This window comes from Lactobacillus kefiranofaciens (assembly GCF_014656585.1).
Taxonomy (GTDB): domain Bacteria; phylum Bacillota; class Bacilli; order Lactobacillales; family Lactobacillaceae; genus Lactobacillus; species Lactobacillus kefiranofaciens.
On the sequence record NZ_CP061341.1, the window covers coordinates 1401847 to 1423997 of the forward strand.

Sequence of the window (22151 nt, forward strand, 5' to 3'; positions counted from 1 at the left end):
CTCCTATTTCTCACTTGGTGTAAAGCTCTCACTGAATTCCTCAACAACTGCTGACAACTTCTTGTCATCTGGCAACTTACCAGTCTCACGAATAGTCTTCAGTAAATCAGCATGACTACTGTCAAAGTTATCAAATAATTCACTTTCAAAACGACTAATATCTTCAACTGGAACTGAGTCAAGATAGCCGTGAGTCAAAGCATAAAGAATCAACACTTGTTTTTCAACAGGAATTGGGTCATGAAGTGGTTGCTTCAAAACTTCAACCGTTCTTTGACCTCTGTTCAGTTTAGCTTGGGTAGCTTGATCAAGATCACTACCAAATTGAGCGAAACTTTCAAGTTCACGGTAAGCTGCAAGATCAGTACGTAAAGTACCAGCAACTTTCTTCATTGCTTTAATCTGCGCATTACCACCAACACGAGAAACTGAGTTACCAGCATCGATAGCTGGACGAGTACCAGCAAAGAACAAATCACTCTGCAAGAAAATCTGACCATCAGTAATGGAAATTACGTTAGTTGGAATATATGCAGAAATGTCGCCGGCTTCAGTTTGAATGATTGGCAAAGCAGTCAATGACCCACCACCAAGTTTGTCACTCAACTTAGCACTACGTTCAAGTAAACGTGAGTGTAAGTAAAAGACGTCACCAGGGTAGGCTTCACGACCAGGCGGACGACGAAGCAACAAGGAAAGTTCGCGGTAAGCGACAGCTTGTTTGGATAGGTCATCGAATACGATTAATACGTCCTTGCCATTGTACATAAATTCCTCACCCATAGCGGTACCAGCATATGGTGCAATGTAAAGCATTGGTGCTGGTTCACTTGGGCCCGCTTCAACAACAATGGTATAATCCATCGCGCCAAAGCGCTTTAAAGTTTCTACTTGAGTTCTAACGGTTGATTCCTTTTGACCAATAGCAACGTAAATACAAATTACGCCTTGTCCCTTTTGGTTAAGAATGGTATCAATAGCCAAACTAGTTTTACCAGTTTTACGGTCACCGATAATCAATTCACGCTGTCCACGACCAATTGGAACTAAGGCATCGATAGCCTTAATACCAGTTTGAAGTGGTTGCTTAACTGATTGACGGTCCATAACGCCTGGAGCTTTAGCTTCAATAGGACGAGTCTTATCAGCCTTAATTTCACCTAAACCGTCAACTGGTTGACCCAATGGGTTAACTACTCTACCGATTAAAGAATTACCTACAGGAACTGACATGATTCGACCAGTTCTTTGAACACGGTCACCTTCACGAATATTGTCAAATTGACCTAAAATAATGATACCAACATCATTAGAATCAAGGTTTTGGGCAATACCGTAAGATCCGTTATCAAATTTTAACAACTCACCGGCTAATGCATTATTAAGTCCGTGAACACGGGCGATACCATCACCAACATAAGTTACAACACCGACTTCGTTGATGTCGAGCTTATCATCGTAATGTTCAAGTTGTTGCTTGATCAAGGAGCTAATTTCTTCCGCTTTAATGCTCAATGGTTTCACCTCTTTTAATTATTATCAATTATTTGCGCGCGGATCTTATTCAGCTTAGTTTTAACTGAACCATCGATCACGCGATCCTTCACTTGAAGAACCACGCCGCCTAAAATACTTGGATCAACTTTATTCTCAAGACGCACAGCATTCAAATTATATTTCTTAGCGAAACTATCACCTAAACGCTGTAGTTGATCATCATCCAATTTAACTGCAGTAGTTGCAGTACCAGATGCAATCTTTTTTTCATCATCATAAAATGCTACGAATTGATCAATAATATCAACCAAATCTGCAAAGCGGTTATATTCAAGTAGTAAATTCAAAAAGCCTTGAACTTCTTCTGAGAAGCCCTTTTCAACTGCCGTTAAAACCGACTTTTTATCCTTACTGCTTAAAATAGGATCACTTAAAACGCTGATAATTTGTGGATTAGCAAGTACTGCCTTTTTTAATTCCAACATTTCATCATAAACGTTATCTAGCACTTTATTATCTTGCGCATAGCCGAACAAAGCGGCACCGTAGCGTGCAGCTACTTCTTCTCTACTTAAAGCCATTAATCATCCAACCCCTTAATAAATTGGTCGACTAAATCTTTTTGGTCTTCAGCAGATAAATTCTTAGCAATTACTTTTTCGGCAATTGCTACAGAAATATCAGCAACTTGGTCACGTGCAGAATTCAAAGCATCTGATTTAGCTTTAGCGGCTTCTTCATTAGCCTTCTTGACAATTGCTGCAGCATCATCATTGGCACTTGCTACGATTTCTTTACTTATGTTTTGCGCATTGTTTTTAGCTTCAGAGAGAACCTGTGTTGCTTCTTGTCTTGAGTTCTTCAAGGCAGCTTCACGCTCGTTAGCAAGCGTTTCAGCTTTTTTACGATCACTTGCGGCTGAATCCAAGTCATTAATAACTTTTTGCCGCCGTTTTTCCATCATATCAGATACTGGACCCCAAGCATAGTGCTTAATGAGAAGCATCAAGATGGCAAAACAAATCAAATACCAAATGGCATTGCCCAGGTAAATGTGATGTGAGGCTGCAAATAATGTTTGAATAGTCATTTACTGCCCTTCTCTCTTTATACTTAAATTCCTTTAGTTAAAAACTTTTTTCTGATTAAAGGAAAAGAATCAAGAAGGCAACAACGATAGCCAAGATAGGAAGGGCTTCGATCAAACCAACACCGATAAACATTGTTGATCTTAAATTACCTGCACTTTCAGGTTGGCGAGCCATACCTTCAAGAGTCTTTGAAATAACCTTACCGTTACCCCATGATGCAGCTAAAGCTGCTAAACCAGCTGCAATGGCTGCAGCAAGATATTGAAAAGCTTGTGACATAAATTTATACCTCCAAAAACTTATTCTGTAGTAACTTTTCTACCAATGTAAACCATTGATAAAGTTACGAAAACATATGCCTGGATAGAGCCAATGAAGACAGAGAAACCTTGCCAAATCATGGCTAATGGAGCTGCAAGAATCAACGTAAATGGTCCACCAGCATGTGCTAGATCATTACCGATTAATGTTAGCAGAACTTCACCAGCATAAATATTCCCATATAGACGCAACGATAAGGTTAAGAAGTTGGTAAACTCTTCAATTAAATTAATTGGGAGCATAAAACCAACTGGCTGCGTGTAATTCTTTAAATATCCGCCTACGCCAAATCGTTGAATACCAAATGTGAACGATAGAAGCAAGGTCATCATTGCAAACGACATTGTCGCTACTGGATCAGCAGTTGGTGATTTTACAAATACCCAATCATCCACTTTAACTTCAAGAAACATCCCTAATTGGTTCATAAACCAAATGAATAGGAATAAAACGAAAGCATATAATGACAAGTGGTTCTGCGCATCTGGATCACTAACATTAGATTTTAGAATGCCATTAGTGAAATCAAGTAAATACTCGAACACATTCTGTCTTTTATTAGGTTTCATTTCAACTTTCCGTGAAAGCCAAATGCAGATAAATAAAACTGCTAAAGCCATTAGCGTTGAACTAATGATCCCAGTAAGATCAAAATCCAAGCCTATGAATTTAAAAACAAATGATTTCTCCATTACTTCGTGACCTCCCTTCTCGTGTTGAATAAAACTCGAACACATAAATCATCTTAACACCAAAAAAGTTATTTGTGTAAAATGAAAGCGCATTTTAGAGTAAATTTTTCTTAAAAAGAGAGATTACTTAGTACCAAATAATCTGTCCCCTGCATCACCTAAGCCTGGGAAGATGTAGCCATTAGACATTAATTTTTCATCTTCGGCTGCGGCGTAGATATCAACATCAGGGTTAGCCTTTTGGACAGCCTTAATACCTTCTGGTGCTGCTACCAAAACTGCCAGCTTAATTTCCTTAACGCCACGCTTTTTCAATGCAGCGATAGCATCATTAGCTGAGCCACCAGTTGCAAGCATTGGATCAACGACCAAGCACTCACGTTCAGCAATGTCCTTTGGAGCCTTAAAGAAATATTCATGTGGCTTCAAAGTCTTTTCATCACGATACATACCAATAACCGCAATCTTAGCTGATGGTACCATTTCAAGGACGCCATTCAGCATCCCCATACCAGCACGCAAAATTGGCACAATTGTCAACTTCTTACCAGCAATTCCTTTTTGAACCGTCTTACCCATTGGTGTTTCAATTTCGACATCTTCGAGTGGTAAATCTCTGGTGATTTCATAAGTCATCAAACCACCGATTTCACCAACGATTCTACGGAATTCATTTGATCCCGTATCCTTGCGACGAATAATTGTCAATTTGTGTTGAATCAATGGGTGATCCAAAACTACGAACTTTCCCATATATGCCTCCTATAAAAAAATAATCTAGTCATTAAATATTTTAATCAAAAACGCAAAGGGTTTAAAGCCCTTTGCGTCTTATTTTTTATTTATTGAAATGATGTCCACCTGCAGCTTTATTCAAACGATTCATATAGGCCAAACTTTCTTCGCCTTCATCGAATCCTTGAACATAGATGGTTTCGATATCATCTTTATCGTCAAAATAACGTAGACCACCAAACAAATTATGGTCAGCATCAACCAAATTATTGCCCAAATCAAATTTATTTTCGCCAGGCAAGTCAATTTTATCCAAAACAGATTTTAATGCTGCCACTCCAGTTTTAGCATTAAAATCAATCTTACTAAAGTCAGCTGGATTATCAACAACAGTAACTGGTTCACTCGGCGCATAATGACGATACTTCATTCCTGGAGCCTTTGGCACTTCTTTATCTGAGACTTTACCAGTATTAATCAAAACTTTTTCGCCTAAAACTTTACTTAATTCTTCTGGCGTAATTTCACCTGGACGAAGTACGATAGGCGTTTTTACTGATAAATCAATAATTGTTGATTCAAGACCTACGCGAGTCGGACCATCATCAATAATCCCAGCAATCTTGCCCTTTAAATCATGATAAACATGCTCAGCAGTCGTTGGACTAGGCTTAGTAGAAGTATTAGCAGATGGTCCTACAATTGGATAGCCTAATTTAGCAATTAAATCATGCGTCAATTGATCATCTGGGCAGCGAAAGGCTACTGTATCTAACCCACCAGTAACAGCAGTAGGAAGAGTACCTGGCTTTACAAATAAAAGCAAAGTCAACGGACCTGGCCAGAAATGCTTAATTAGCTTCTTAGCTCTTTCAGGTACTTCTTTAGCGTAGCGTTCCATCATCTTTTCATCAGAGACGGTCACAATTAGCGGATTATCGCTAGGACGGCCTTTAGCAGCATAAACGCCCTTAACAGATTTTTCTTTTGTTGCAATCGCACCTAAGCCATAAACAGTTTCAGTTGGAAAAGCTACCAATTCGCCTTTTGTAAGTAAATCAACGGCTTCATCAAGTTGATCTTTCTTAAAAATCGTTGTTTCCATAATCTTTTATTTTTGCCACCTTCCATGAACCATGCGTGGCTTATCTGCCATGTCGTTTCTAAATTCAATCTCAAAATCAGGTAATTCTTTAGCAAACAATTCTTTTAATTGTTCTTCTTCGCTAAAACCAAATTCTAAGAAGAATTCACCATGACTATTTAAGTGCTCACGCACCTGTTTTGCAAATTTTTTATAAAAATCTAAGCCATCCTTACCTGCAAATAAGGCTTCTTTAGGTTCATTTTGCAAAACATTTTCATCCATGACGTTTTTCTCGGTCGTCTTAATATAAGGTGGATTAGAAATGATTAAATCGAATTTTTCCAAACCGATTAATACATTGGCTTTGCGCGTAGTAACATCCAAACCATAAGTCAAAAAGTTCTCTTCACTTGTTCTTAAAGCGGTATCAGTTATATCGCTAGCATATAAAATTAAATCTGTAATGCTTTTTTTCTCAGCTTCTTTAGCTAGTGCTACAGTAATGCACCCTGAACCGGTACCCAAATCTAAAACCTTATCTCCCGTTTTAAGTGATTTAAGCGCCCATTCGACTAATTCTTCTGTTTCAAAACGCGGAATCAAAACACCACGCTGCACCATAATCTTATAGCCTAAAAACCAAGCATAACCCAAGATATATTGCGGTGAAACGCCCCTAGCTAATTTCTTGATATCCTTATTAGCTTGCTTGATTTGATCTGCAGTTAAGACCATGTCCTGCTTCATCTCAAACTCGCTTGGCGTTAGATTAAGTTGCTCGGCTAATAGAAAGTCAATATCTTCTGGACGCGCATTTTCAGCAGCCTCTCCTGCTTTAATACGCAGCTCCTTCAATGTTTTAGGCAATTTGATCAGCCAACTCCTCTAATTGTTTCGTTTGATTATAAAGAATCAATGCATCAATAATTTCATCAAGTTCACCGTTCATTACTCGATCAAGCTTGTTAATAGTTAAACCAATGCGGTGATCAGTAACCCTATTTTGTGGGTAGTTATACGTTCTAATTCTTTCTGAACGATCCCCAGTACCAACGGCATTCTTACGCTTAGCATCATATTTAGCCTGGTTTTTGCTTTCATAATAATCGTAAACACGTGATTTCAAAATTTGCATGGCTTTTTCACGGTTTTGCTGCTGACTACGTTGATCCTGCATCGCAACTACAATTCCAGTTGGCAAGTGAGTCATTCTTACGGCACTTGAGGTCTTGTTAATATGCTGACCACCGGCACCACTTGAACGGTAAACGTCAACCCGGATATCCTTAGGATCAATGTCAATATCTACCTGTTCATATTCTGGCATAACAGCAACAGTAGCAGTTGAAGTATGAACACGGCCCTGAGATTCAGTTACTGGAATACGCTGAACACGGTGAGCCCCGTTTTCATACTTTAATTTTGAATAAACCTTGTCCCCCGTAATCATGATGGCAACACGCTTATAACCACCAACTTCTGTTGGTTCAGAATCAATCATTGAAACCTTCCAGTTTTGCCGTTCTGCGTATTTTTCATACATTCTCAGCAAATCACCAGCAAACAATGAGGCTTCATCACCACCAGCGGCACCACGGATTTCCATAATGATATCCTTATCATCATTAGGATCCTTAGGCAGCATCAAAATCTTAATTTCATCTTCCAGTTTAGGAATTTCCTTTTCGATTTCCGCATTTTCTTCTTTAGCTATTTCAATCAAATCATTATCTGATTCGTTGGCAATAATTTCTTTATTATCAGCGATTTCCTTTTTATCTGCCTTGTACTTCTTGTATTTTTGAACAACTTCGCGCAAATCGGCTTCTTCTTTAGAAATCTCCATGTAGCGCTTGGTATCATTGATAACTTCTGGATCGGCCATCATTTCTTGAAGTTCTTCATAGTGAGCTACCAAGCCCTCTAATTGAGCCATAACTTTATCCATAAATTACTAATCCTCTCTATTTCTTAAGACCTGGGTGAAAATAGTGATAACGGCAAACTGGGTAATAGCTTTCATCGCCACCAATTTGTACTTGTTCACCTTCATATACAGGCTTTCCATTATTAATTCTTAAATTCATTGTTGCCTTGTGACCACAATAATGGCAAATGGTCTTCATCTCTTCTATCTTATCAGCAAAAATCAATAAATTTTCGCTACCTTCAAATAGATGATTTTGAAAGTCATTCTTTAAACCAAAAGTCATCACTGGAATATTAAACTCATCCACAATTTTAGCGCATTCTAAAACATGATGTCTTTTTAAAAACTGCGCTTCATCAATTAAAACACAAGCTAGCTTTCCATCACCATCAGCAAGGTCTTCATCATTCATTTTTTTAATATAATCAAACAAATTCATTTGCTCGGTAATTGGAATAGCCCGACGGTGCAACCCAATTCTAGAAGCTACGGTCCCTACGCCACTACGGTTATCAAGTCCACTAGTCATCAGGGCAATCTTGCGACCTTGAGCTTCATAGTTGTGCGCCACTTTCAAGATTTCAATTGTCTTACCGCTACTCATCGCGCCATAACGAAAAAATAATTGCGCCACTTTTTGGCTCCCCCTCTCTTTGAAAAAAGTCTTCGCTTTAATAGTATAGTTGAAAAATTAATTTTGTGCAGTCAAATAAACATGAAAAACTCGTTTTCGTGCATGCTCTATGCTAAACTTAGACATAGTTTTAAAGTGAGGGATGTACATGAGTTTTAAATCAGGAATCGCTAAAATTGCCGGAAAATCCAGTTACTGGTTCTTGCATAACGTCTTAAAGGGCGGCACAAGTTTTCCCGGTAAATTAGCAATGAAAATTGATCCGGCAGTCCTTAACTCTTTAGCTAAGGGTTATGAAACAGTTATCGTTACTGGAACCAACGGTAAGACAATGACAACTGCATTAATTGTTGAAGCCTTAAGAAAAAAATATGGCGACGTATTAACCAACCCTTCTGGCTCAAATATGCAGCAAGGAATTGTTACTGCCTTTTTGGCTCATAAACATAAACGAGTTAAACGCAAAATTGCGGTTCTAGAAGTTGACGAAGCCAACGTAAAGATGGTTACTAAATTGCTCCATCCTAGTGTCTTTGTTTTAACTAATATTTTTCGGGATCAAATGGACCGCTACGGTGAAATCTATACTACTTATGACAAAATTGTAAACGGAATTAAGTTAGCACCTGAGGCAACAATTATCGCCAATGGTGATGCAAGCATTTTTTCTTCGGTAGAATTGCCTAATAAAAAGATTTTCTATGGTTTCAAGTTAGCTGATGATCAACCAGCTAATGATTTTAAGGCTCCAGTGAATACCGATGGTGTCCTTTGTCCTAAGTGCGACCATATTTTGCATTATCATGAACGCATCTATGCCAACTTAGGTGATTTCTTCTGTCCTAACTGCGGCTATCATCGCCCTGATTTAACCTTTACAGTGAATAAAATTGTTGATCAAACCCCTAACAGCCTAAAATTCCAAATGGGCAATAAGCAATACTCCATTAATATTGGCGGTACTTACAATATTTACAATGCTTTAGCTGCTTACTCCGTTGCCCGTCACTTTGGTTTAACTGAGGCGGAGGTTGCCCAAGCATTTGCTGAAAATAAACGGATTTTTGGTCGGCAAGAATTAATTCATTATGGCGGTAAAGACATCGACCTAATCTTGGTTAAAAATCCAGTTGGACTTGATGAAGTATTGCACATGCTCAATACTGAAAAAGATGATTATTCACTAGTTGCTTTGCTTAACGCTAATCATGCTGATGGGATTGATACTTCTTGGATCTGGGATGCAGATTTTGAAGGATTAGATCGCAGCAAGATTAAAAAGGTCCTTGTCGGCGGTCAACGCTGGCATGATATGGGCTTTAGACTGGAAATTTCTGGCTTTGATCCTGGAACAATGAGTACTAATCCAGACGATGATAGTCTAATCGAAGAAATTAAGAAATTACCAACCAAAAAGGTCTACATTCTTTCAACTTATACTGCAATGTTAGCGTTAAGAAAGAAAATGGCAGAAAAGAAAATTATTAAAGCTGGTATGTAGAAAAAAGCTGGAAAAATCCAGCTTTTTTATTTTTGACTAAAAATAAAAATGACTTGAGATAAAACTCAAGCCATTTTTCAAACTATTGAGATATTGGGGCTCGAACCCAAACATCCAGGAACCAGAATCCTGTGCCTTACCAATTTGGCTATATCTCAGTAATAGATCACCCGTACGAGAATTGAACTCATAACTCCACCTTGAGAGGGTAGCGTCTTAACCATTTGACCAACGGGCGAATCAACACTCATAATTATGCTTTTTTCTTCTGCGCTTGTCAAGTCATTTTGCTATAATGTAAGTGTCAATATTTTTCAGGATGGTTAAAAATGATTGATTATAACAAAACACAGCATTTAATTGAATCAATGGTCTTTGAACGAGTTGTTCCAGGTGTAAACTATACTTTCATCAAAGGCAAACAAATTTTCACTTCAACTACTGGCTTTGCCAGTATTTACCCAGAAGTAACGCAACTTAGTCCTTTTGCAGAATATGATTTAGCAAGTTTGACCAAAGTTTTGGCAACAGAAAATGTGCTCCTAAAACTTTATGACCAAGGCAAACTCAACTTTACTGAACCCTTACAGGAATTCGTTCCTGAATTTCATGATCCGCGCATTCGGCTTTATCATTTGCTAACACATACTAGCGGCATTCGCGGTTGGATTCCCCATCGTGATGAATTAAGCCATGACGAACTTCTAAAAGCGATTGTTAATCTTCCCGTTACAGATGAGTTCGAACACAAGATGCGTTACGCAGATACAAATTTCATTCTCTTGGGATTAGTTATTAAAAAAATCTTTGGCAAACCTGTCCAAGCAGTTGCCACACAAGAAGTGCTTAAGCAAATGCCACTAGAAAACACAACCTTTGCCCCACAAAAAGATGATTGTATTCCCACTGCAATCCTTGATGGTCAGGTATTGCAAGGCATCCCTCATGACCCGAAGGCCAGACAATTAAAGGCCGACTGCGGTTCAGCAGGACTTTTTTCTAACATGCGCGATCTAATTACCTTTGCCCAAGGATACCTTGGCTTAAAACGAGATATTTTGCCTTACAGTCAAGATACAGTCAGCCTTTTATTCGACAACAAAAATCCCCAAGGAGTTAAACCACGTTCTTGGGGCTGGGATTTGCGTTTTGATCCGCATGAGCATTATCCGATTATCTTGCACACAGGTTTCACTGGAACTTTAATAATCTTAGATCGGCTTAAGCGCAGTGGCCTAATTTTATTAACTAACCGCGTTCACCCTACTGGACACAACACTATCTTTCTAGCCATGCGCGAAAAAATAATTCGTAATTTTCTAAATGAAAATACCAAAATATAGAATAAAAAGACGACTGTGTGTCAGTCGTCTTTTTATTCTCTCACTAAATTTCATCATCCGTATACTATTATAACTTATTTTTAAAGAGCTGTCTTGCCATTTTCTGCTTTAAACATTCTAAAATAGCTAACTAAGATAATCAGACTAATTACTAACGTAAACCAAAATGCTGCCTGACTACCCTGAGCCGTAGCAAGGACATAAGAAGTATTATTTTGCTTTTGTCCCGCAGCAATAATGCTAGCTAAGATAGTAGTTCCTAAAGAACCGGCAAGTTGTTGACTAGTTTGACAAATTGCTGTTGCGTCCGCACGAAGTGCACCCGTTTCCATCTTAAGCGACTCGGCTAAGGTATTGCTAAAAGCCATTCTATGACCTAACATCATTAGCCCATAAATAACAATGATCATCAAACTAGTCAAATTCATGCCTAAAACAGCAAATAATAGGCAGCTAAGGGCCATTAGACTACCGCCAGCATAGAGTGGCAGCTTAGCCCCAACTTTGTCGTAGAGACTGCCAAAATAAGGATTAAGCAGTCCCGCAATGATACTGCCAGGAAGTAAGACCAATCCACCAATCAGCGAACTTTGTTTGCCTACAATCTGAATGTAATTAGGCAAAACAAAGCTGATACCTATATTGTTAAACTGCAACAGAAAATAAGCTAAAGCGCCAAAAATAAATGATTTTTGCTTGAAAACTGCCAAATCCAGCATTTTCTTTGAAGAACTTTTAGCTCTTTTAACAAATAATCCTAATAAAATGGCAGTTACTACTAGTAAAAGCCAAAATAAGGGATTCCCTAAACCACTGCTAATTTGATTGACTCCAACAGTCAGTGTAATAAAAGCTGCTGATAAAATAATAAAAGACAACCAATCAAAGCTATTTTTCACCTGCTGATGATATTGTCCTACTACAAAAATACCTGCCAGAAATACAACCAAGGTTATGATCGTAACAATTACAAAAATCCAACGCCAATTTAAATAAAAAGTCGTCACACCGCCAAAAGCTGGTCCCAAGGTTGGCGCCATAGCAATTACTAATCCGGCAATTCCCATATAAACGCCCCATTTAGCTCGTGGCATAATTTCTGTTACCAAATTAAACATCAATGGCGTACTTAATCCTGCACCTAAGGCTGAAATTAGGCGTCCTAATAGCAAAACGGGAAAGCTTGGTGCAACTGCACTGATCACACTACCAACCATAAAGCCCAAGCAGGCAACGACAAATAATTGTTTAGCCGTAAAACGATCATTTAAATACGACGAGCAAATCATAATAATCGCAATTGCTAATAAATATCCCGTCGTCGTCCACTGAATCGTGTTCAAACTAACATGAAATTGTCTCATCATTGTCGGAAAAGTGACGTTCAAACTCGTTTCTGTCAAAATCCCTACAAATGACATAAATGCAGCTGATAAAACAGCTAAAATATTTTTGGTTTCTTTCTGCATAAAACAGCTCCTCTACCCACAGAAAAAGAGCAGAAAACTTAATTCGTTTTCTACTCTTTCTTTAACTAACTTACGTTAATTATATTAAACTGCATACTATCAAATATGCTGAGTATAGCTATTTTTTAAAGACGCTTAGCTAAATCGTCGTGTAAGTTTTCATAACCTGGCTTGTTAAGAAGACCAAACATATTACGCTTGTATGCTTCAACACCTGGTTGGTTGAATGGGTTAATACCGTTCAAGTAACCTGAAATAGCAATTGCTAATTCGAAGAAGTAAATCATGTAACCAAGAGTATGAGCTGATTGGTCTGGAATGTTAACAGTCATTACAGGAACACCACCATCGGTGTGAGCTAAAACAACACCTTCATAAGCACGGTCGTTTACGTAGTTCAAGCTCTTGCCTTCCAAGAAGTTAAGTTGGTCAAGGTTCTTTTCATCACTAGGAATCTTAACATCATGACGTGGGCTTTCAACACGAATAACAGTTTCGAACAAGTTACGTAAACCTTCTTGGATGTATTGACCAAGTGAGTGCAAATCAGTAGTGAAGTTAGCACTTGATGGGTAGATACCCTTTTGATCTTTACCTTCTGATTCACCCATCAATTGCTTGCACCATTCACCAAACATTCTTAAAGTTGGTTCGTAGTTTTCAACAATTTCAGTAGTGTAGCCTTTGCGGTAAAGAATGTTACGCAATGCAGCGTATTGGTAAGGGTTTGCCTTGGATAAATCAGTATCAGCGTAATCAGCACGAGCATCTGCTGCACCCTTCATCAATTCATCGATGTCTGCACCTGAAGCAGCAATTGGAAGTAAACCAACAGCTGAAAGGACACTGTAACGACCACCAACATCATCTGGAACTACGAATTCTTCGTAGCCTTCTGCGTCAGCTTCGGTCTTCAAAGCACCCTTTTGACGGTCAGTAGTTGCGTAAATTCTCTTAGCAGCTTCTTCTTTACCATACTTCTTGATTAACTTGTCTTTAAAGATTCTAAATGCTACTGATGGCTCAGTAGTAGTACCTGACTTAGAAATAACGTTTACGCTAAAGTCCTTGTCGCCTAACCATTCAATCAAGTCATAAAGGTATGAACCTGAAAGTGAGTTACCACAGAAGACAACAGTTGGCATACCGTTCTTTTCCTTGCCGTAAAATGCACTGTTCAAGAATTCAATTGCAGCTTGTGCACCAAGGTATGAACCACCGATACCAATACAAATCAAAACTTCTGAATCTGATTGGATCTTCTTAGCGGCCTTCTTGATACGAGCAAATTCATCCTTATCATAGTCAACTGGTAAATCAACCCAACCACGGAAATCATTACCAGCACCAGTACCATCACGAAGTTCAGCATTAGCAGCGTTTACCATAGCTTGCATTTCGCTTAATTCATTTTCGTGAACAAATGGGGTAAGTTTACTACTATCAAATTTAATTAAACTCATAAATCTGCTTCCTAACTATTAAAAAAATTTTACAGCTCTATTTTAACAATTTTGTCTATTGAATACCAGTATCATTTACAAGCGCATTCATAGTTTTTGAAAAAATTTATAAATTCCATAGCCAATAACTGCGCCACAAGTATTAAAAAACACATCATCAATATCGCTAACTCCCGTTGCCAAAAAGAACTGAAGCATTTCAATTCCAATTGAGGTCAACATCCCTAATATGGCAGTTTTGATAAATGATGCTTTTTTTGAAAAAACAATTGGAAATAAGATCCCAAATGGAACAAAGCACAAAATATTGCCAAAAGAATTATAAAAGAAATCTAGTCGACTAGGTGCATAAATTAATTTCCAAGTCTCCTTCATAAAAATGAGATTAATATCACTTAAGGGCCTGCTGAAATGAAAATCAATTTGCCACGGAAAATAAGTATCGCGAAAAGTCGTTAACATTAAAATCAAAATTAAATAAAAGGCAAATAGCCACACTCCCGCCTCAGACCTCACACTTCTGCGATGGCGAATCAGCAATAACCAAAAAAGGCGCAAAATAGCAAATATCAAAAAATAAAAGATCGTCTTATCCAGCGCCAAAAATGTTAATTTGACTAATGCAAAATGATTAATACTAGTTGCGTATTGTTTTGCCAGGAAACTATATAACGGGCCGAGAAATAGCATGCCTTGCCTCTTTCTAAAATATTCCTTTTAGATTATACCCATTTTTTTAGCTGGCAATTATTAAAAAAGAGATAACTCTTCACAAATCGTTGTTTTAACCAGCTCTAACCATTAAAATTAGAGGTTGTTAAAGGAGCGCGTATCAATGAAGAAAAAACTCACGCATTTTATTCAAACAAGGACTGGCTTTTTAACATTATTAGTATTTTGTTTTTGGCTAAAATATCTTTTTGCCGCTTATCTTGATTTTAATCTTGGACTAGCGGATCCATATCAACACATCATCATGTGGCTAAGTCCGATTGGCACCGCCGTTATTTTGATCAGCTTAGGTTTTTATTTTCCTAAACCAATCATCTCTTATATTGCAATGCTAGTCATGGATTTTGCCAATACAGCACTATTATTCGCAAATATTATTTATTACCGACAATTTTCCGATTTTTTGACCATTAAGACCATGTCCAATGCTGGCAAAGTCTCGCAAGGACTAGGCAAAAGCACCGTTGCGTTGCTTCATCCTAGCGATATCTTCATTTGGATTGATTTAATCATCATTATTGCGTTATTAATTATGCACAAAATTAAAATTGATCAAAAATCCTACGGTATTTCCACTCCTTTTGCCGTTACCTCTGTAGGGGCACTTATACTGACCTTTAACATTTTCCTAGCTGAAACTTCCCGACCTCGTCTTTTGCGTAATACTTTCGATCGCTCTTATGTAGTCAAATATCTAGGCATCGATACTTTCACAGCCTATGATGTTTTCAAAAGCGCACAGAATGTTCAAGTTACAAAAAATGCTAATGCTTCAGATTTAAACAAGATCTTAACCTTTACTAAAAAACAACACGCGGCTCCCAACCCTTCATATTTTGGCGTAGAAAAAAAGCGCAACGTCATCATCATTCACTTAGAAAGCTTCCAGCAATTCCTAATCAATCTGAAGATTAACGGCAAGCCTGTAACGCCATTTCTTAACTCACTTTATCAAAATAAACATACGCTCAGTTTTGCCAACTTTTATCACCAAGTCGGCTTAGGTAGAACTAGTGATGCAGAAAATATGTTAGAAACAGGTACCTATGGCATTTCTGATGGTTCACTCTTTACCTCGCTAGGTTCAGAAAATACTTTTCAAGCTGCACCACAGATCTTGCGTAATGACGGCTACATCTCTGCTGTTTTTCATGGTAACGTAGGCAGTTTTTGGAATCGCAATGACGTTTATAAAAATATGGGCTACAACTATTTCTTTGATAAAAATTATTATAGTTCCGAAGCCAAAGACGCTAGTGGCTACGGTTTAAAAGATAAGTTGCTATTTGCCGAAAGCATTAAATACCTCGAACAAATGCAGCAACCATTTTATGCAAAATTTATCACGGTCACTAATCACATTCCATTTGAATTAGATAAAAAAGACCAAGATCCTAACTTTAAAACAGCAAACACTCGCGATCAAACTATCAATAATTATTTAGAGACAGCTCACTATTTAGATGAATCAATTCGCGAATTCTTTAATTATTTAAAATCATCAGGTCTATATAAAAATTCAATGATCATTATCTATGGTGATCATTACGGCTTGAGCAATTCTGAAAATGAAACGTTAGCTCCTATTATTGGCGAAAGTTCCGACACCTGGAATACCTATAATAATGTTCAAATGCAACGTGTACCATTTATGATCCACGCTAATAATTTAAAGGGCAAAATTAGTCATGAAGTCGCGGGAGAAATCGATGTTCTGCCAACTTTGATGCATTTACTAGGCATTAGCAATAAAGATTACGTTCAATTCGGTAGCGACATGCTCTCGCCGCACCGCCAAAACTGGATTGTCTTTCGTAACGGTACAATTGTTAGTCAAAAGTACATTATTGTTGGAGCTAAGGGAATTAAAGGCACGGTTTATAATCACATTAATGGCAAGCAAATCATTAATTTTACCCCTCAGGAGAAGCGAGAAATTACTGAACTGGCTAAAAAGGCTAAGGAATCATTGCATTATTCTGATTTGCTTAATAACCACAACTTGCTTCGCCTCTACACCCCTGCTGGCTTTGTTCCTACTGATCCAACTCAGTTCAACTACGCCTTGAATTATCAAAAGATGATTGCATTGCGCGACGGCTTGGCTAATAAATCTACTTCACTCTACAGCAAGCATCATGGTACAACCACCAAACTGTATCATACAGATGCTCCTGAACTGAAAAATAGACAGCAAGAAATTACTCAAATCCCTGAAAATATTAAAGATAATAAAAACAAAGAAGACAAAAACAATTCAAAAGAAAATACGCAAAATTAAAAGCCTGGGAATTCCCAAGCTTTTTTCTAATTCTTTTTTACAAATTGTTCAAAACCATGATCATAAAAGGTGACAGTAAAGGTTGATCCTTGACCAGGTTTGGAATTTACGGTGACGTTGCCTCCATGTTGTTTAATCAAAGAAGACACAATAGCTAATCCCAACCCGGATTCACCAGTACCCATTCGCGCTCTTGAAGGATCAGCTTTAAAGAAACGTTCAAAAATGTACTTGATCTGGTTGGCACTCATTCCAATTCCATTATCTTGCACAGATAATTGGGTACCATGAGCAATCCTTTTGCCTGAAATTTCAACTTGCCCATCATGAGTAAATTGAATGGCATTCTGTATTAAATTAACCATTACTTGTGTAAAACGATCACGGTCTGCATAAATTGGCAGCTTTTCGGGGCCAGTGACAATTAATTGATCATTAGCCTTTTTGGCATTTTGACTAAGTTGCGATTTTAAGTCTTGCAGGATCGGCATAGCATCAAAATTAGTTTTAATTAACATAATCTGATTATTACGGATTTTCTCATAATCCAGATTTTCATTAACCAGACGAATCAACCGCTTAGTTTCTCTTTGCATTAAAGCAATCGATTTGGGCTTAGATTCTTCTGGGATCGCGTCATATTGTAATCCTTCCAAGATACCATTAATAGTTGTTAGCGGCGTTCGCATCTCATGTGCAGCATCAGCCATAAATTGATCACGCCGCGTTTCCTGAGCCTTGATTTCCTCATTCGATTGCTTCAAAGCCTGCACCATTTTATTAAAGTTTTCAGCTAGCTGATCAATCTCATCACTATCTTTATGTTCAATTTGAACATTGAAATTACCAGCCGCAACCTTTTGCGTTGCTCGAGACAATCGCTTAATTCGCTTAGTTGAATAATAGGAAATAATAAAACTGAGGATCAATCCAACAGCTACAGTAATCAACAAAGCCCGTAACAAATTACGCTTAGCTAGATAAATCGGTCGCTCAACTCGCTTAACCCTAGAACTGATCCAAGCAACACCAACAAGATTTTTATCATTCATCCATGGCACTAAAACGCCGGTATATGCATCCTTAGTTGAGGCAATTGGTGAAGTTTCATTATGGTTATTCTGAATTCGGATCTCTTGTCCATTTTTTAAAGTTGAGAAAATATTCTTAGATAGTTGAATTCTAGCATTTGTTTTCGGATAAATTTGTTCATTTTGATCATTAAAGATCCGTAAATGAACATCTTCTCCGCGCAATACAAATTCCAATTGATCTAAGAAGTTATTGCTTAAACGAGCTGTACCAGCCTGGCTATCAGCTTCTGCAAGAGCACCTAATGAATTAGCATAGCCTTCCATCCGTTGATAGTTTTGCATATAAGCTTGATTTCGCGCATAGCCAATTCCTGAATAGCCAATAATCGAAATTGTAGTCACAATGATGAGCAAAAACCCCAACATATTTTGGTAAATTAGTTTCATCCTTATTTTGCCTGTGAATCGTCAAACTTATAACCAACGCCCCAAACCGTTTGGATTACCTTAGCTCCAACTTTTTCAAGTTTTTGGCGTAATTTTTTGATGTGAGCATCAACTGTTCGCTCTTCACCATAATATTCATAACCCCAAACCAATTCTAAAAGCTGATCACGCGAAAAGACTTGCTTAGGCTTCTGAGCCATTGTATAAAGCAAGTCAAATTCTTTCGGCGTCAAGTCAGTTACTGGTTGATTATCAAATAAAACTTCACGTCTATTTTTAGAAATTTTTAGATGATTGGTTACGATTTCATAATCCAAGTCTTCCTCTTGTGCAGTTCCTGGCTCCTCTTCCATCATTACTCGACGATGAAGTGCCTTGATTCGCGCAATTAAAGCAAGCGGACTAAAGGGCTTAGTAACATATTCATCCGCACCAATGCCTAGTCCTAGCACTTGGTCGGCTTCACTGCCCCTAGCAGTCAGCATGATAATTGGGACAGTTGGCGAAATTGCCCTAACTTCCTTAGCCACTTGAATGCCATCTTTCTTAGGTAGATTCAAATCCAAGGTAATTAAATCATACTTAGCTGCATTTTTCTTAAACATATCGACGGCTTCGACACCATCGACAGCAATATCTTGTTGCCAACCTTCTTTTTTGAAAAACATTCCCATCATTTCAGCAACTGAATTATCATCTTCGACCATTAATATTCTTAAATTCATTATTGATCCCTGAATCCTTTTGTTCTCTTACGTTTCACTTGATCAGGATCAACATAGTCATGTGGCAATTCATGCCTTGTAGATAAAAATTTCTTCAAACTTTTTTCAGTATAAACAATCGGCAATAAAATAAATAAATAAAAAGTTAATAGCCAAACGAGAAAATAGCGATCCCAATTCAAAAAGTGAATAATTACTCCAATCACAGCTTGAATTAAACCGAAGAGAATACAATACCAGCTCGCCCTCTTCTGAGCGAACTTAAAACTCTCCTTGTTAACTTGCGCAAGATAAGATAAATAGCCATAAATTCGATTAGGCCTCTTAACTGGCGAAATCAGCCAAATTATCCCAATTACCATCATAACTGAGCCACAAGCGACATAGATCACAACTTCTCACTCCTAATTCTGATAAATTAAACGGTTATTTCTCACCCGGTGCAGACATAACTATTCTCATTTTACCAGTGAAAGTGAAATTCTTCATCTCATTTGGAACAATTAAATTGGTTCCCATCTTCAAATCATATGATTTGCCATCAGCTTCTAATTTTCCTTCGCCTTTAATGACTGAAACTAACAGGTATGGATGATTTTTAAGGCCAGTCTTCCAAGTATCATCAAGGTCAATTTGCCATAAATAAAAGTGTGGCGAAACTGGTGGCTCAACTAAAGTCTTTATTTCTGCATCCTGATCTGTATCAGTTTTAACATCAAGCTTTGGGTCAACATGTGGTACAGTAGTAACATCAATTGACTTTTGAGTATGAAGTTCACGCTTCTTACCTGTCTTTTTATCAACACGATCGTAATCGTAAAGACGGTAGGTTACATCGCTTGATTGTTGAGTTTCAATAACCAAGCAACCTTTAGTCAAGGCGTGAATGGTGCCTGCTGGGACGTAGAAGAAGTCGCCAGCTTTAACTGGAACTTTTCTTAATAATTTATCCCATTCACCATTGTGAATCATATCGGCTAATTCTTCCCGAGTCTTAGCATGATGACCATAGATAATGTAAGCACCTGGATCTGCTTGCATAACATACCAGCTCTCGGTTTTACCCGAATCGTTTTCTACCTTGCGAGCATAATCATCATCCGGGTGTACTTGAACTGATAAGTTATCGTTAGCATCCAAAAACTTTACCAATAATGGAAATTCCTTAGCTTTAGGATTACCGAATAATTCAGGATGTTCCAAATAAACTTCTCTTAATGACTTACCTTTAAGTGGGCCCTCAGTAACAGTGGAAGCATCGTCTTTATAACCAGAAATAATCCAGGCTTCGCCGACCTTCCCTTCTGGAATATCATAGTTAAAAATATCTTTTAATTTACGTCCACCCCAAATTTTTGGTCTAAAGTACGGGGTTAAAAATAATGGTTCCATTTAAATCACCTCATGTAAAGTATATACTTTGCAGCCATAAAAATGAAACCCTTTTCTTACTTATATGTTAACTAAATGTTTTGTATGTAAAGCTGATTATTTTACTTATGACCTTTTTCAAAATAAAAAACCGTAAGTTCAAAACTTACGATTTTATCATCTATGGAGATGAGGGGAGTTGAACCCCTGTCCAAACGCATCTCGTCATTGACCTCTACGATCATAGTTATATTACTTGAACTTCACTAGCCCAAAACGCCATATAACAGGGCTAGGATGAGCTAGCTAACCTGTTAAGACTCTTTTCAACTATTCAGGTGAGGTAGTTAAACGTAACTCGCTAAAGTTGATACTCGATTCCAGCCACGAGTAAACCGAAAAAGAGCAACGCATGCGCTAAATTAAGCAGCTAATGCGTAAGAATTTTTGTTATTTGCAGTTATATTTAACTGTAACGTTTTTACGTAGACGTAACCTACGAACCGCAGTCAATGCGGGTCTACGCCTGTCGAATCCCAAAAACATCCCCTTGAGACTCTCTTATTTTAGCACAGACTTACACTAACTGCCAATAAAAAGCTTAATTAATATGTGTTAAACGCACAACATCACGTTCAATGATTAGCTCTTCATTGGTTGGGATTACCATAGCTTTAACTTTTGAGTTAGGCTTGGTAATAAAGTTTTCGCCATTTTTTCCATTAGCTTCTTCATCCGGAATTACGTCCAGATATCTAAAGGCATCCATCACAGCTTGACGTACGCCAACATCATGTTCACCAATACCAGCAGTAAAGACAATAGCATCTACTCCGCCCATCTCGGCAATATAAGCACCAACATAACGCACAATTCGATTAATGAAGATCTTTCTGGCTAATTTAGCACGATCCGTATTGCTCTCACGCACATCACGCATGTCAGGAGAAATACCGGATATGCCCAATAAACCTGACTTGTTATTCATAATATGAATCATTTCATCAATTGACTTATGTTCAACATGCATTAAATGTTGAACAACAGATGGATCGATGTCTCCTGTTCGAGTAGCCATTGTTATCCCAGCAATTGGACTAAAACCCATTGAAGTATCAAAAGATTTACCATCCTTCACAGCAGTCACTGAAGCACCAGATCCTAAATGACAAATAATCAGTTTCAAATCTTTTAAATCTTGACCCATCATTTCAGCGGCGCGTGGAGCGGTATAACGAATTGAAGTACCATGTGCGCCATATTTACGTATGCCATATTTCTCATGGTATTCATATGGTAATGAATACAAATAATGGACTGGATCTAAGCTTTGGTGATATGTCGTATCAAAAACGGCCACTTGAGGTACATCAGGCAGAACATTCATGAATGCTTCGATCCCTCGGCCTTCTGCGGGATTATGAAGCGGAGCATAATCTTCTAATTCATAGATGTGGGACAAATTTTCTTTGGTAATAATTGTCGAATCCTTAAAATATTCGCCGCCATTAACTACTCGGTGTCCGACACCAACAATTTCATTTAAATCACTCACTACTTTAAATTCTTTTAAAAACTTCAGTAGTAGATTAACTGCAGCTTCTTGATCAGCGATATCTGTTTTTTCAACGTGCTTGCTACCATCAGCCAACTTAATTTCAAAAGAAGCATTATCCAAACCAACTCGATCAGCCATGCCTTTTGCAATTACTTTTTCGTCTGGCAATGAAAAGAGCTTATACTTAAATGAAGAACTACCCGAGTTAATAGCCAAAACTTTTTTCATAAAAAATTATTC

Annotated in this window: 21 protein-coding genes, 2 tRNA genes and 1 other RNA gene; 3 read left to right on the forward strand and 21 right to left on the reverse strand. The window is 37.8% G+C overall.

Annotated elements, in window-relative coordinates; genetic code table 11:
• Window positions 1-3: 3 nt before the first annotated feature.
• The 10 genes from atpA to ICI50_RS06980 all read right to left on the reverse strand — a co-directional run bounded on the left by atpA (window position 4) and on the right by ICI50_RS06980 (window position 7987).
• Complete coding sequence (gene atpA, locus ICI50_RS06935) at window positions 4-1515, reverse strand: F0F1 ATP synthase subunit alpha (RefSeq protein WP_013854383.1); 1512 nt, start codon at window positions 1513-1515, stop codon at window positions 4-6.
• Window positions 1516-1529: 14 nt separating this feature from the next.
• Window positions 1530-2078, reverse strand: a complete 549-nt coding sequence (locus tag ICI50_RS06940; RefSeq protein WP_013854384.1) for a F0F1 ATP synthase subunit delta — start codon at window positions 2076-2078, stop codon at window positions 1530-1532.
• Window positions 2078-2587 (reverse strand): F0F1 ATP synthase subunit B, encoded by a 510-nt coding sequence (gene atpF / locus ICI50_RS06945; RefSeq protein WP_013854385.1) that lies wholly within the window; start codon window positions 2585-2587, stop codon window positions 2078-2080. Before atpF ends, ICI50_RS06940 begins: the two co-directional genes overlap by 1 nt.
• A 55-nt stretch (window positions 2588-2642) precedes the next feature.
• Window positions 2643-2867, reverse strand: a complete 225-nt coding sequence (atpE, locus tag ICI50_RS06950) for a F0F1 ATP synthase subunit C (protein ID WP_013854386.1) — start codon at window positions 2865-2867, stop codon at window positions 2643-2645.
• A gap of 20 nt (window positions 2868-2887) precedes the next feature.
• On the reverse strand, window positions 2888-3601 hold the full coding sequence (atpB, locus tag ICI50_RS06955) for a F0F1 ATP synthase subunit A (RefSeq protein WP_013854387.1): 714 nt from the start codon (window positions 3599-3601) through the stop codon (window positions 2888-2890).
• Window positions 3602-3724: 123 nt separating this feature from the next.
• Window positions 3725-4354, reverse strand: a complete 630-nt coding sequence (upp, locus tag ICI50_RS06960) for a uracil phosphoribosyltransferase (RefSeq protein WP_013854388.1) — start codon at window positions 4352-4354, stop codon at window positions 3725-3727.
• Window positions 4355-4439: 85 nt separating this feature from the next.
• Window positions 4440-5441 (reverse strand): L-threonylcarbamoyladenylate synthase, encoded by a 1002-nt coding sequence (locus tag ICI50_RS06965; RefSeq protein WP_095342056.1) that lies wholly within the window; start codon window positions 5439-5441, stop codon window positions 4440-4442.
• A 6-nt stretch (window positions 5442-5447) separates the two neighbouring features.
• Window positions 5448-6290: a peptide chain release factor N(5)-glutamine methyltransferase gene (gene prmC / locus ICI50_RS06970; protein WP_056941092.1), complete on the reverse strand. Its 843-nt coding sequence runs from the start codon at window positions 6288-6290 to the stop codon at window positions 5448-5450.
• Entirely contained in the window at window positions 6283-7371 is a 1089-nt protein-coding gene (gene prfA, locus ICI50_RS06975; RefSeq protein ID WP_054640164.1) for a peptide chain release factor 1, read from the reverse strand. Before prfA ends, prmC begins: the two co-directional genes overlap by 8 nt.
• Before the next feature lie 16 nt (window positions 7372-7387).
• On the reverse strand, window positions 7388-7987 hold the full coding sequence (locus ICI50_RS06980) for a thymidine kinase (protein ID WP_013854392.1): 600 nt from the start codon (window positions 7985-7987) through the stop codon (window positions 7388-7390).
• A gap of 148 nt (window positions 7988-8135) precedes the next feature.
• Here ICI50_RS06980 and ICI50_RS06985 point away from each other — a divergent pair, with 148 nt between their 5' ends.
• Entirely contained in the window at window positions 8136-9488 is a 1353-nt protein-coding gene (locus ICI50_RS06985; protein ID WP_013854393.1) for a Mur ligase family protein, read from the forward strand.
• An 85-nt stretch (window positions 9489-9573) separates the two neighbouring features.
• Here ICI50_RS06985 and ICI50_RS06990 read toward each other — a convergent pair.
• Window positions 9574-9646: transfer RNA gene (locus ICI50_RS06990), tRNA-Gln, on the reverse strand.
• An 8-nt stretch (window positions 9647-9654) separates the two neighbouring features.
• Window positions 9655-9726 (reverse strand) — tRNA-Glu (locus tag ICI50_RS06995).
• A 91-nt stretch (window positions 9727-9817) separates the two neighbouring features.
• Here ICI50_RS06995 and ICI50_RS07000 point away from each other — a divergent pair.
• Entirely contained in the window at window positions 9818-10831 is a 1014-nt protein-coding gene (locus ICI50_RS07000; protein ID WP_013854394.1) for a serine hydrolase domain-containing protein, read from the forward strand.
• 80 nt (window positions 10832-10911) lie between these two features.
• Here the strand turns inward: ICI50_RS07000 and ICI50_RS07005 are convergent, their stop codons facing one another.
• From ICI50_RS07005 to ICI50_RS07015, 3 genes are all read right to left on the reverse strand, one after another.
• Window positions 10912-12300: an MFS transporter gene (locus tag ICI50_RS07005; RefSeq protein ID WP_095342055.1), complete on the reverse strand. Its 1389-nt coding sequence runs from the start codon at window positions 12298-12300 to the stop codon at window positions 10912-10914.
• A 125-nt stretch (window positions 12301-12425) separates the two neighbouring features.
• Window positions 12426-13763, reverse strand: a complete 1338-nt coding sequence (locus tag ICI50_RS07010; RefSeq protein ID WP_095342054.1) for a glucose-6-phosphate isomerase — start codon at window positions 13761-13763, stop codon at window positions 12426-12428.
• 87 nt (window positions 13764-13850) lie between these two features.
• Window positions 13851-14453, reverse strand: a complete 603-nt coding sequence (locus ICI50_RS07015) for a VanZ family protein (protein ID WP_013854396.1) — start codon at window positions 14451-14453, stop codon at window positions 13851-13853.
• Between the two features lie 145 nt (window positions 14454-14598).
• Between ICI50_RS07015 and ICI50_RS07020 the strand changes: the two genes are divergently transcribed.
• Window positions 14599-16776, forward strand: a complete 2178-nt coding sequence (locus tag ICI50_RS07020; protein WP_056941088.1) for an LTA synthase family protein — start codon at window positions 14599-14601, stop codon at window positions 16774-16776.
• A 26-nt stretch (window positions 16777-16802) separates the two neighbouring features.
• On the opposite strand, the gene ICI50_RS07025 is transcribed toward ICI50_RS07020, so the two are convergent.
• The 6 genes from ICI50_RS07025 to ICI50_RS07050 form a co-directional block, all read right to left on the reverse strand.
• Window positions 16803-18257 (reverse strand): sensor histidine kinase, encoded by a 1455-nt coding sequence (locus tag ICI50_RS07025; protein ID WP_013854398.1) that lies wholly within the window; start codon window positions 18255-18257, stop codon window positions 16803-16805.
• A 2-nt stretch (window positions 18258-18259) separates the two neighbouring features.
• On the reverse strand, window positions 18260-18982 hold the full coding sequence (locus tag ICI50_RS07030) for a response regulator transcription factor (protein ID WP_013854399.1): 723 nt from the start codon (window positions 18980-18982) through the stop codon (window positions 18260-18262).
• A complete protein-coding gene (locus ICI50_RS07035) occupies window positions 18982-19374 on the reverse strand; it encodes an SdpI family protein (protein WP_056941087.1) in 393 nt (130 codons plus the stop codon). Before ICI50_RS07035 ends, ICI50_RS07030 begins: the two co-directional genes overlap by 1 nt.
• Window positions 19375-19408: 34 nt before the next feature.
• On the reverse strand, window positions 19409-20374 hold the full coding sequence (gene manA / locus ICI50_RS07040; protein ID WP_013854401.1) for a mannose-6-phosphate isomerase, class I: 966 nt from the start codon (window positions 20372-20374) through the stop codon (window positions 19409-19411).
• A 160-nt stretch (window positions 20375-20534) separates the two neighbouring features.
• Window positions 20535-20903, reverse strand: a transfer-messenger RNA (tmRNA) gene (ssrA, locus tag ICI50_RS07045).
• 51 nt (window positions 20904-20954) lie between these two features.
• Window positions 20955-22139, reverse strand: a complete 1185-nt coding sequence (locus tag ICI50_RS07050; RefSeq protein WP_013854402.1) for an acetate/propionate family kinase — start codon at window positions 22137-22139, stop codon at window positions 20955-20957.
• Window positions 22140-22151 lie beyond the last annotated feature (12 nt).

What these genes read in the sequence shown, in the direction of transcription:
- ICI50_RS06940 (WP_013854384.1), bottom strand. Translation starts at nt 2,078, where the DNA reads ATGGCTTTAAGTAGAGAAGAAGTAGCTGCACGCTACGGTGCCGCTTTG.
- atpF (WP_013854385.1), bottom strand. Translation starts at nt 2,587, where the DNA reads ATGACTATTCAAACATTATTTGCAGCCTCACATCACATTTACCTGGGC.
- atpE (WP_013854386.1), bottom strand. Translation starts at nt 2,867, where the DNA reads ATGTCACAAGCTTTTCAATATCTTGCTGCAGCCATTGCAGCTGGTTTA.
- atpB (WP_013854387.1), bottom strand. Translation starts at nt 3,601, where the DNA reads ATGGAGAAATCATTTGTTTTTAAATTCATAGGCTTGGATTTTGATCTT.
- upp (WP_013854388.1), bottom strand. Translation starts at nt 4,354, where the DNA reads ATGGGAAAGTTCGTAGTTTTGGATCACCCATTGATTCAACACAAATTG.
- ICI50_RS06965 (WP_095342056.1), bottom strand. Translation starts at nt 5,441, where the DNA reads ATGGAAACAACGATTTTTAAGAAAGATCAACTTGATGAAGCCGTTGAT.
- prfA (WP_054640164.1), bottom strand. Translation starts at nt 7,371, where the DNA reads ATGGATAAAGTTATGGCTCAATTAGAGGGCTTGGTAGCTCACTATGAA.
- ICI50_RS06985 (WP_013854393.1), top strand. Translation starts at nt 8,136, where the DNA reads ATGAGTTTTAAATCAGGAATCGCTAAAATTGCCGGAAAATCCAGTTAC.
- ICI50_RS07000 (WP_013854394.1), top strand. Translation starts at nt 9,818, where the DNA reads ATGATTGATTATAACAAAACACAGCATTTAATTGAATCAATGGTCTTT.
- ICI50_RS07005 (WP_095342055.1), bottom strand. Translation starts at nt 12,300, where the DNA reads ATGCAGAAAGAAACCAAAAATATTTTAGCTGTTTTATCAGCTGCATTT.
- ICI50_RS07010 (WP_095342054.1), bottom strand. Translation starts at nt 13,763, where the DNA reads ATGAGTTTAATTAAATTTGATAGTAGTAAACTTACCCCATTTGTTCAC.
- ICI50_RS07015 (WP_013854396.1), bottom strand. Translation starts at nt 14,453, where the DNA reads ATGCTATTTCTCGGCCCGTTATATAGTTTCCTGGCAAAACAATACGCA.
- ICI50_RS07020 (WP_056941088.1), top strand. Translation starts at nt 14,599, where the DNA reads ATGAAGAAAAAACTCACGCATTTTATTCAAACAAGGACTGGCTTTTTA.
- ICI50_RS07025 (WP_013854398.1), bottom strand. Translation starts at nt 18,257, where the DNA reads ATGAAACTAATTTACCAAAATATGTTGGGGTTTTTGCTCATCATTGTG.
- ICI50_RS07030 (WP_013854399.1), bottom strand. Translation starts at nt 18,982, where the DNA reads ATGAATTTAAGAATATTAATGGTCGAAGATGATAATTCAGTTGCTGAA.
- manA (WP_013854401.1), bottom strand. Translation starts at nt 20,374, where the DNA reads ATGGAACCATTATTTTTAACCCCGTACTTTAGACCAAAAATTTGGGGT.
- ICI50_RS07050 (WP_013854402.1), bottom strand. Translation starts at nt 22,139, where the DNA reads ATGAAAAAAGTTTTGGCTATTAACTCGGGTAGTTCTTCATTTAAGTAT.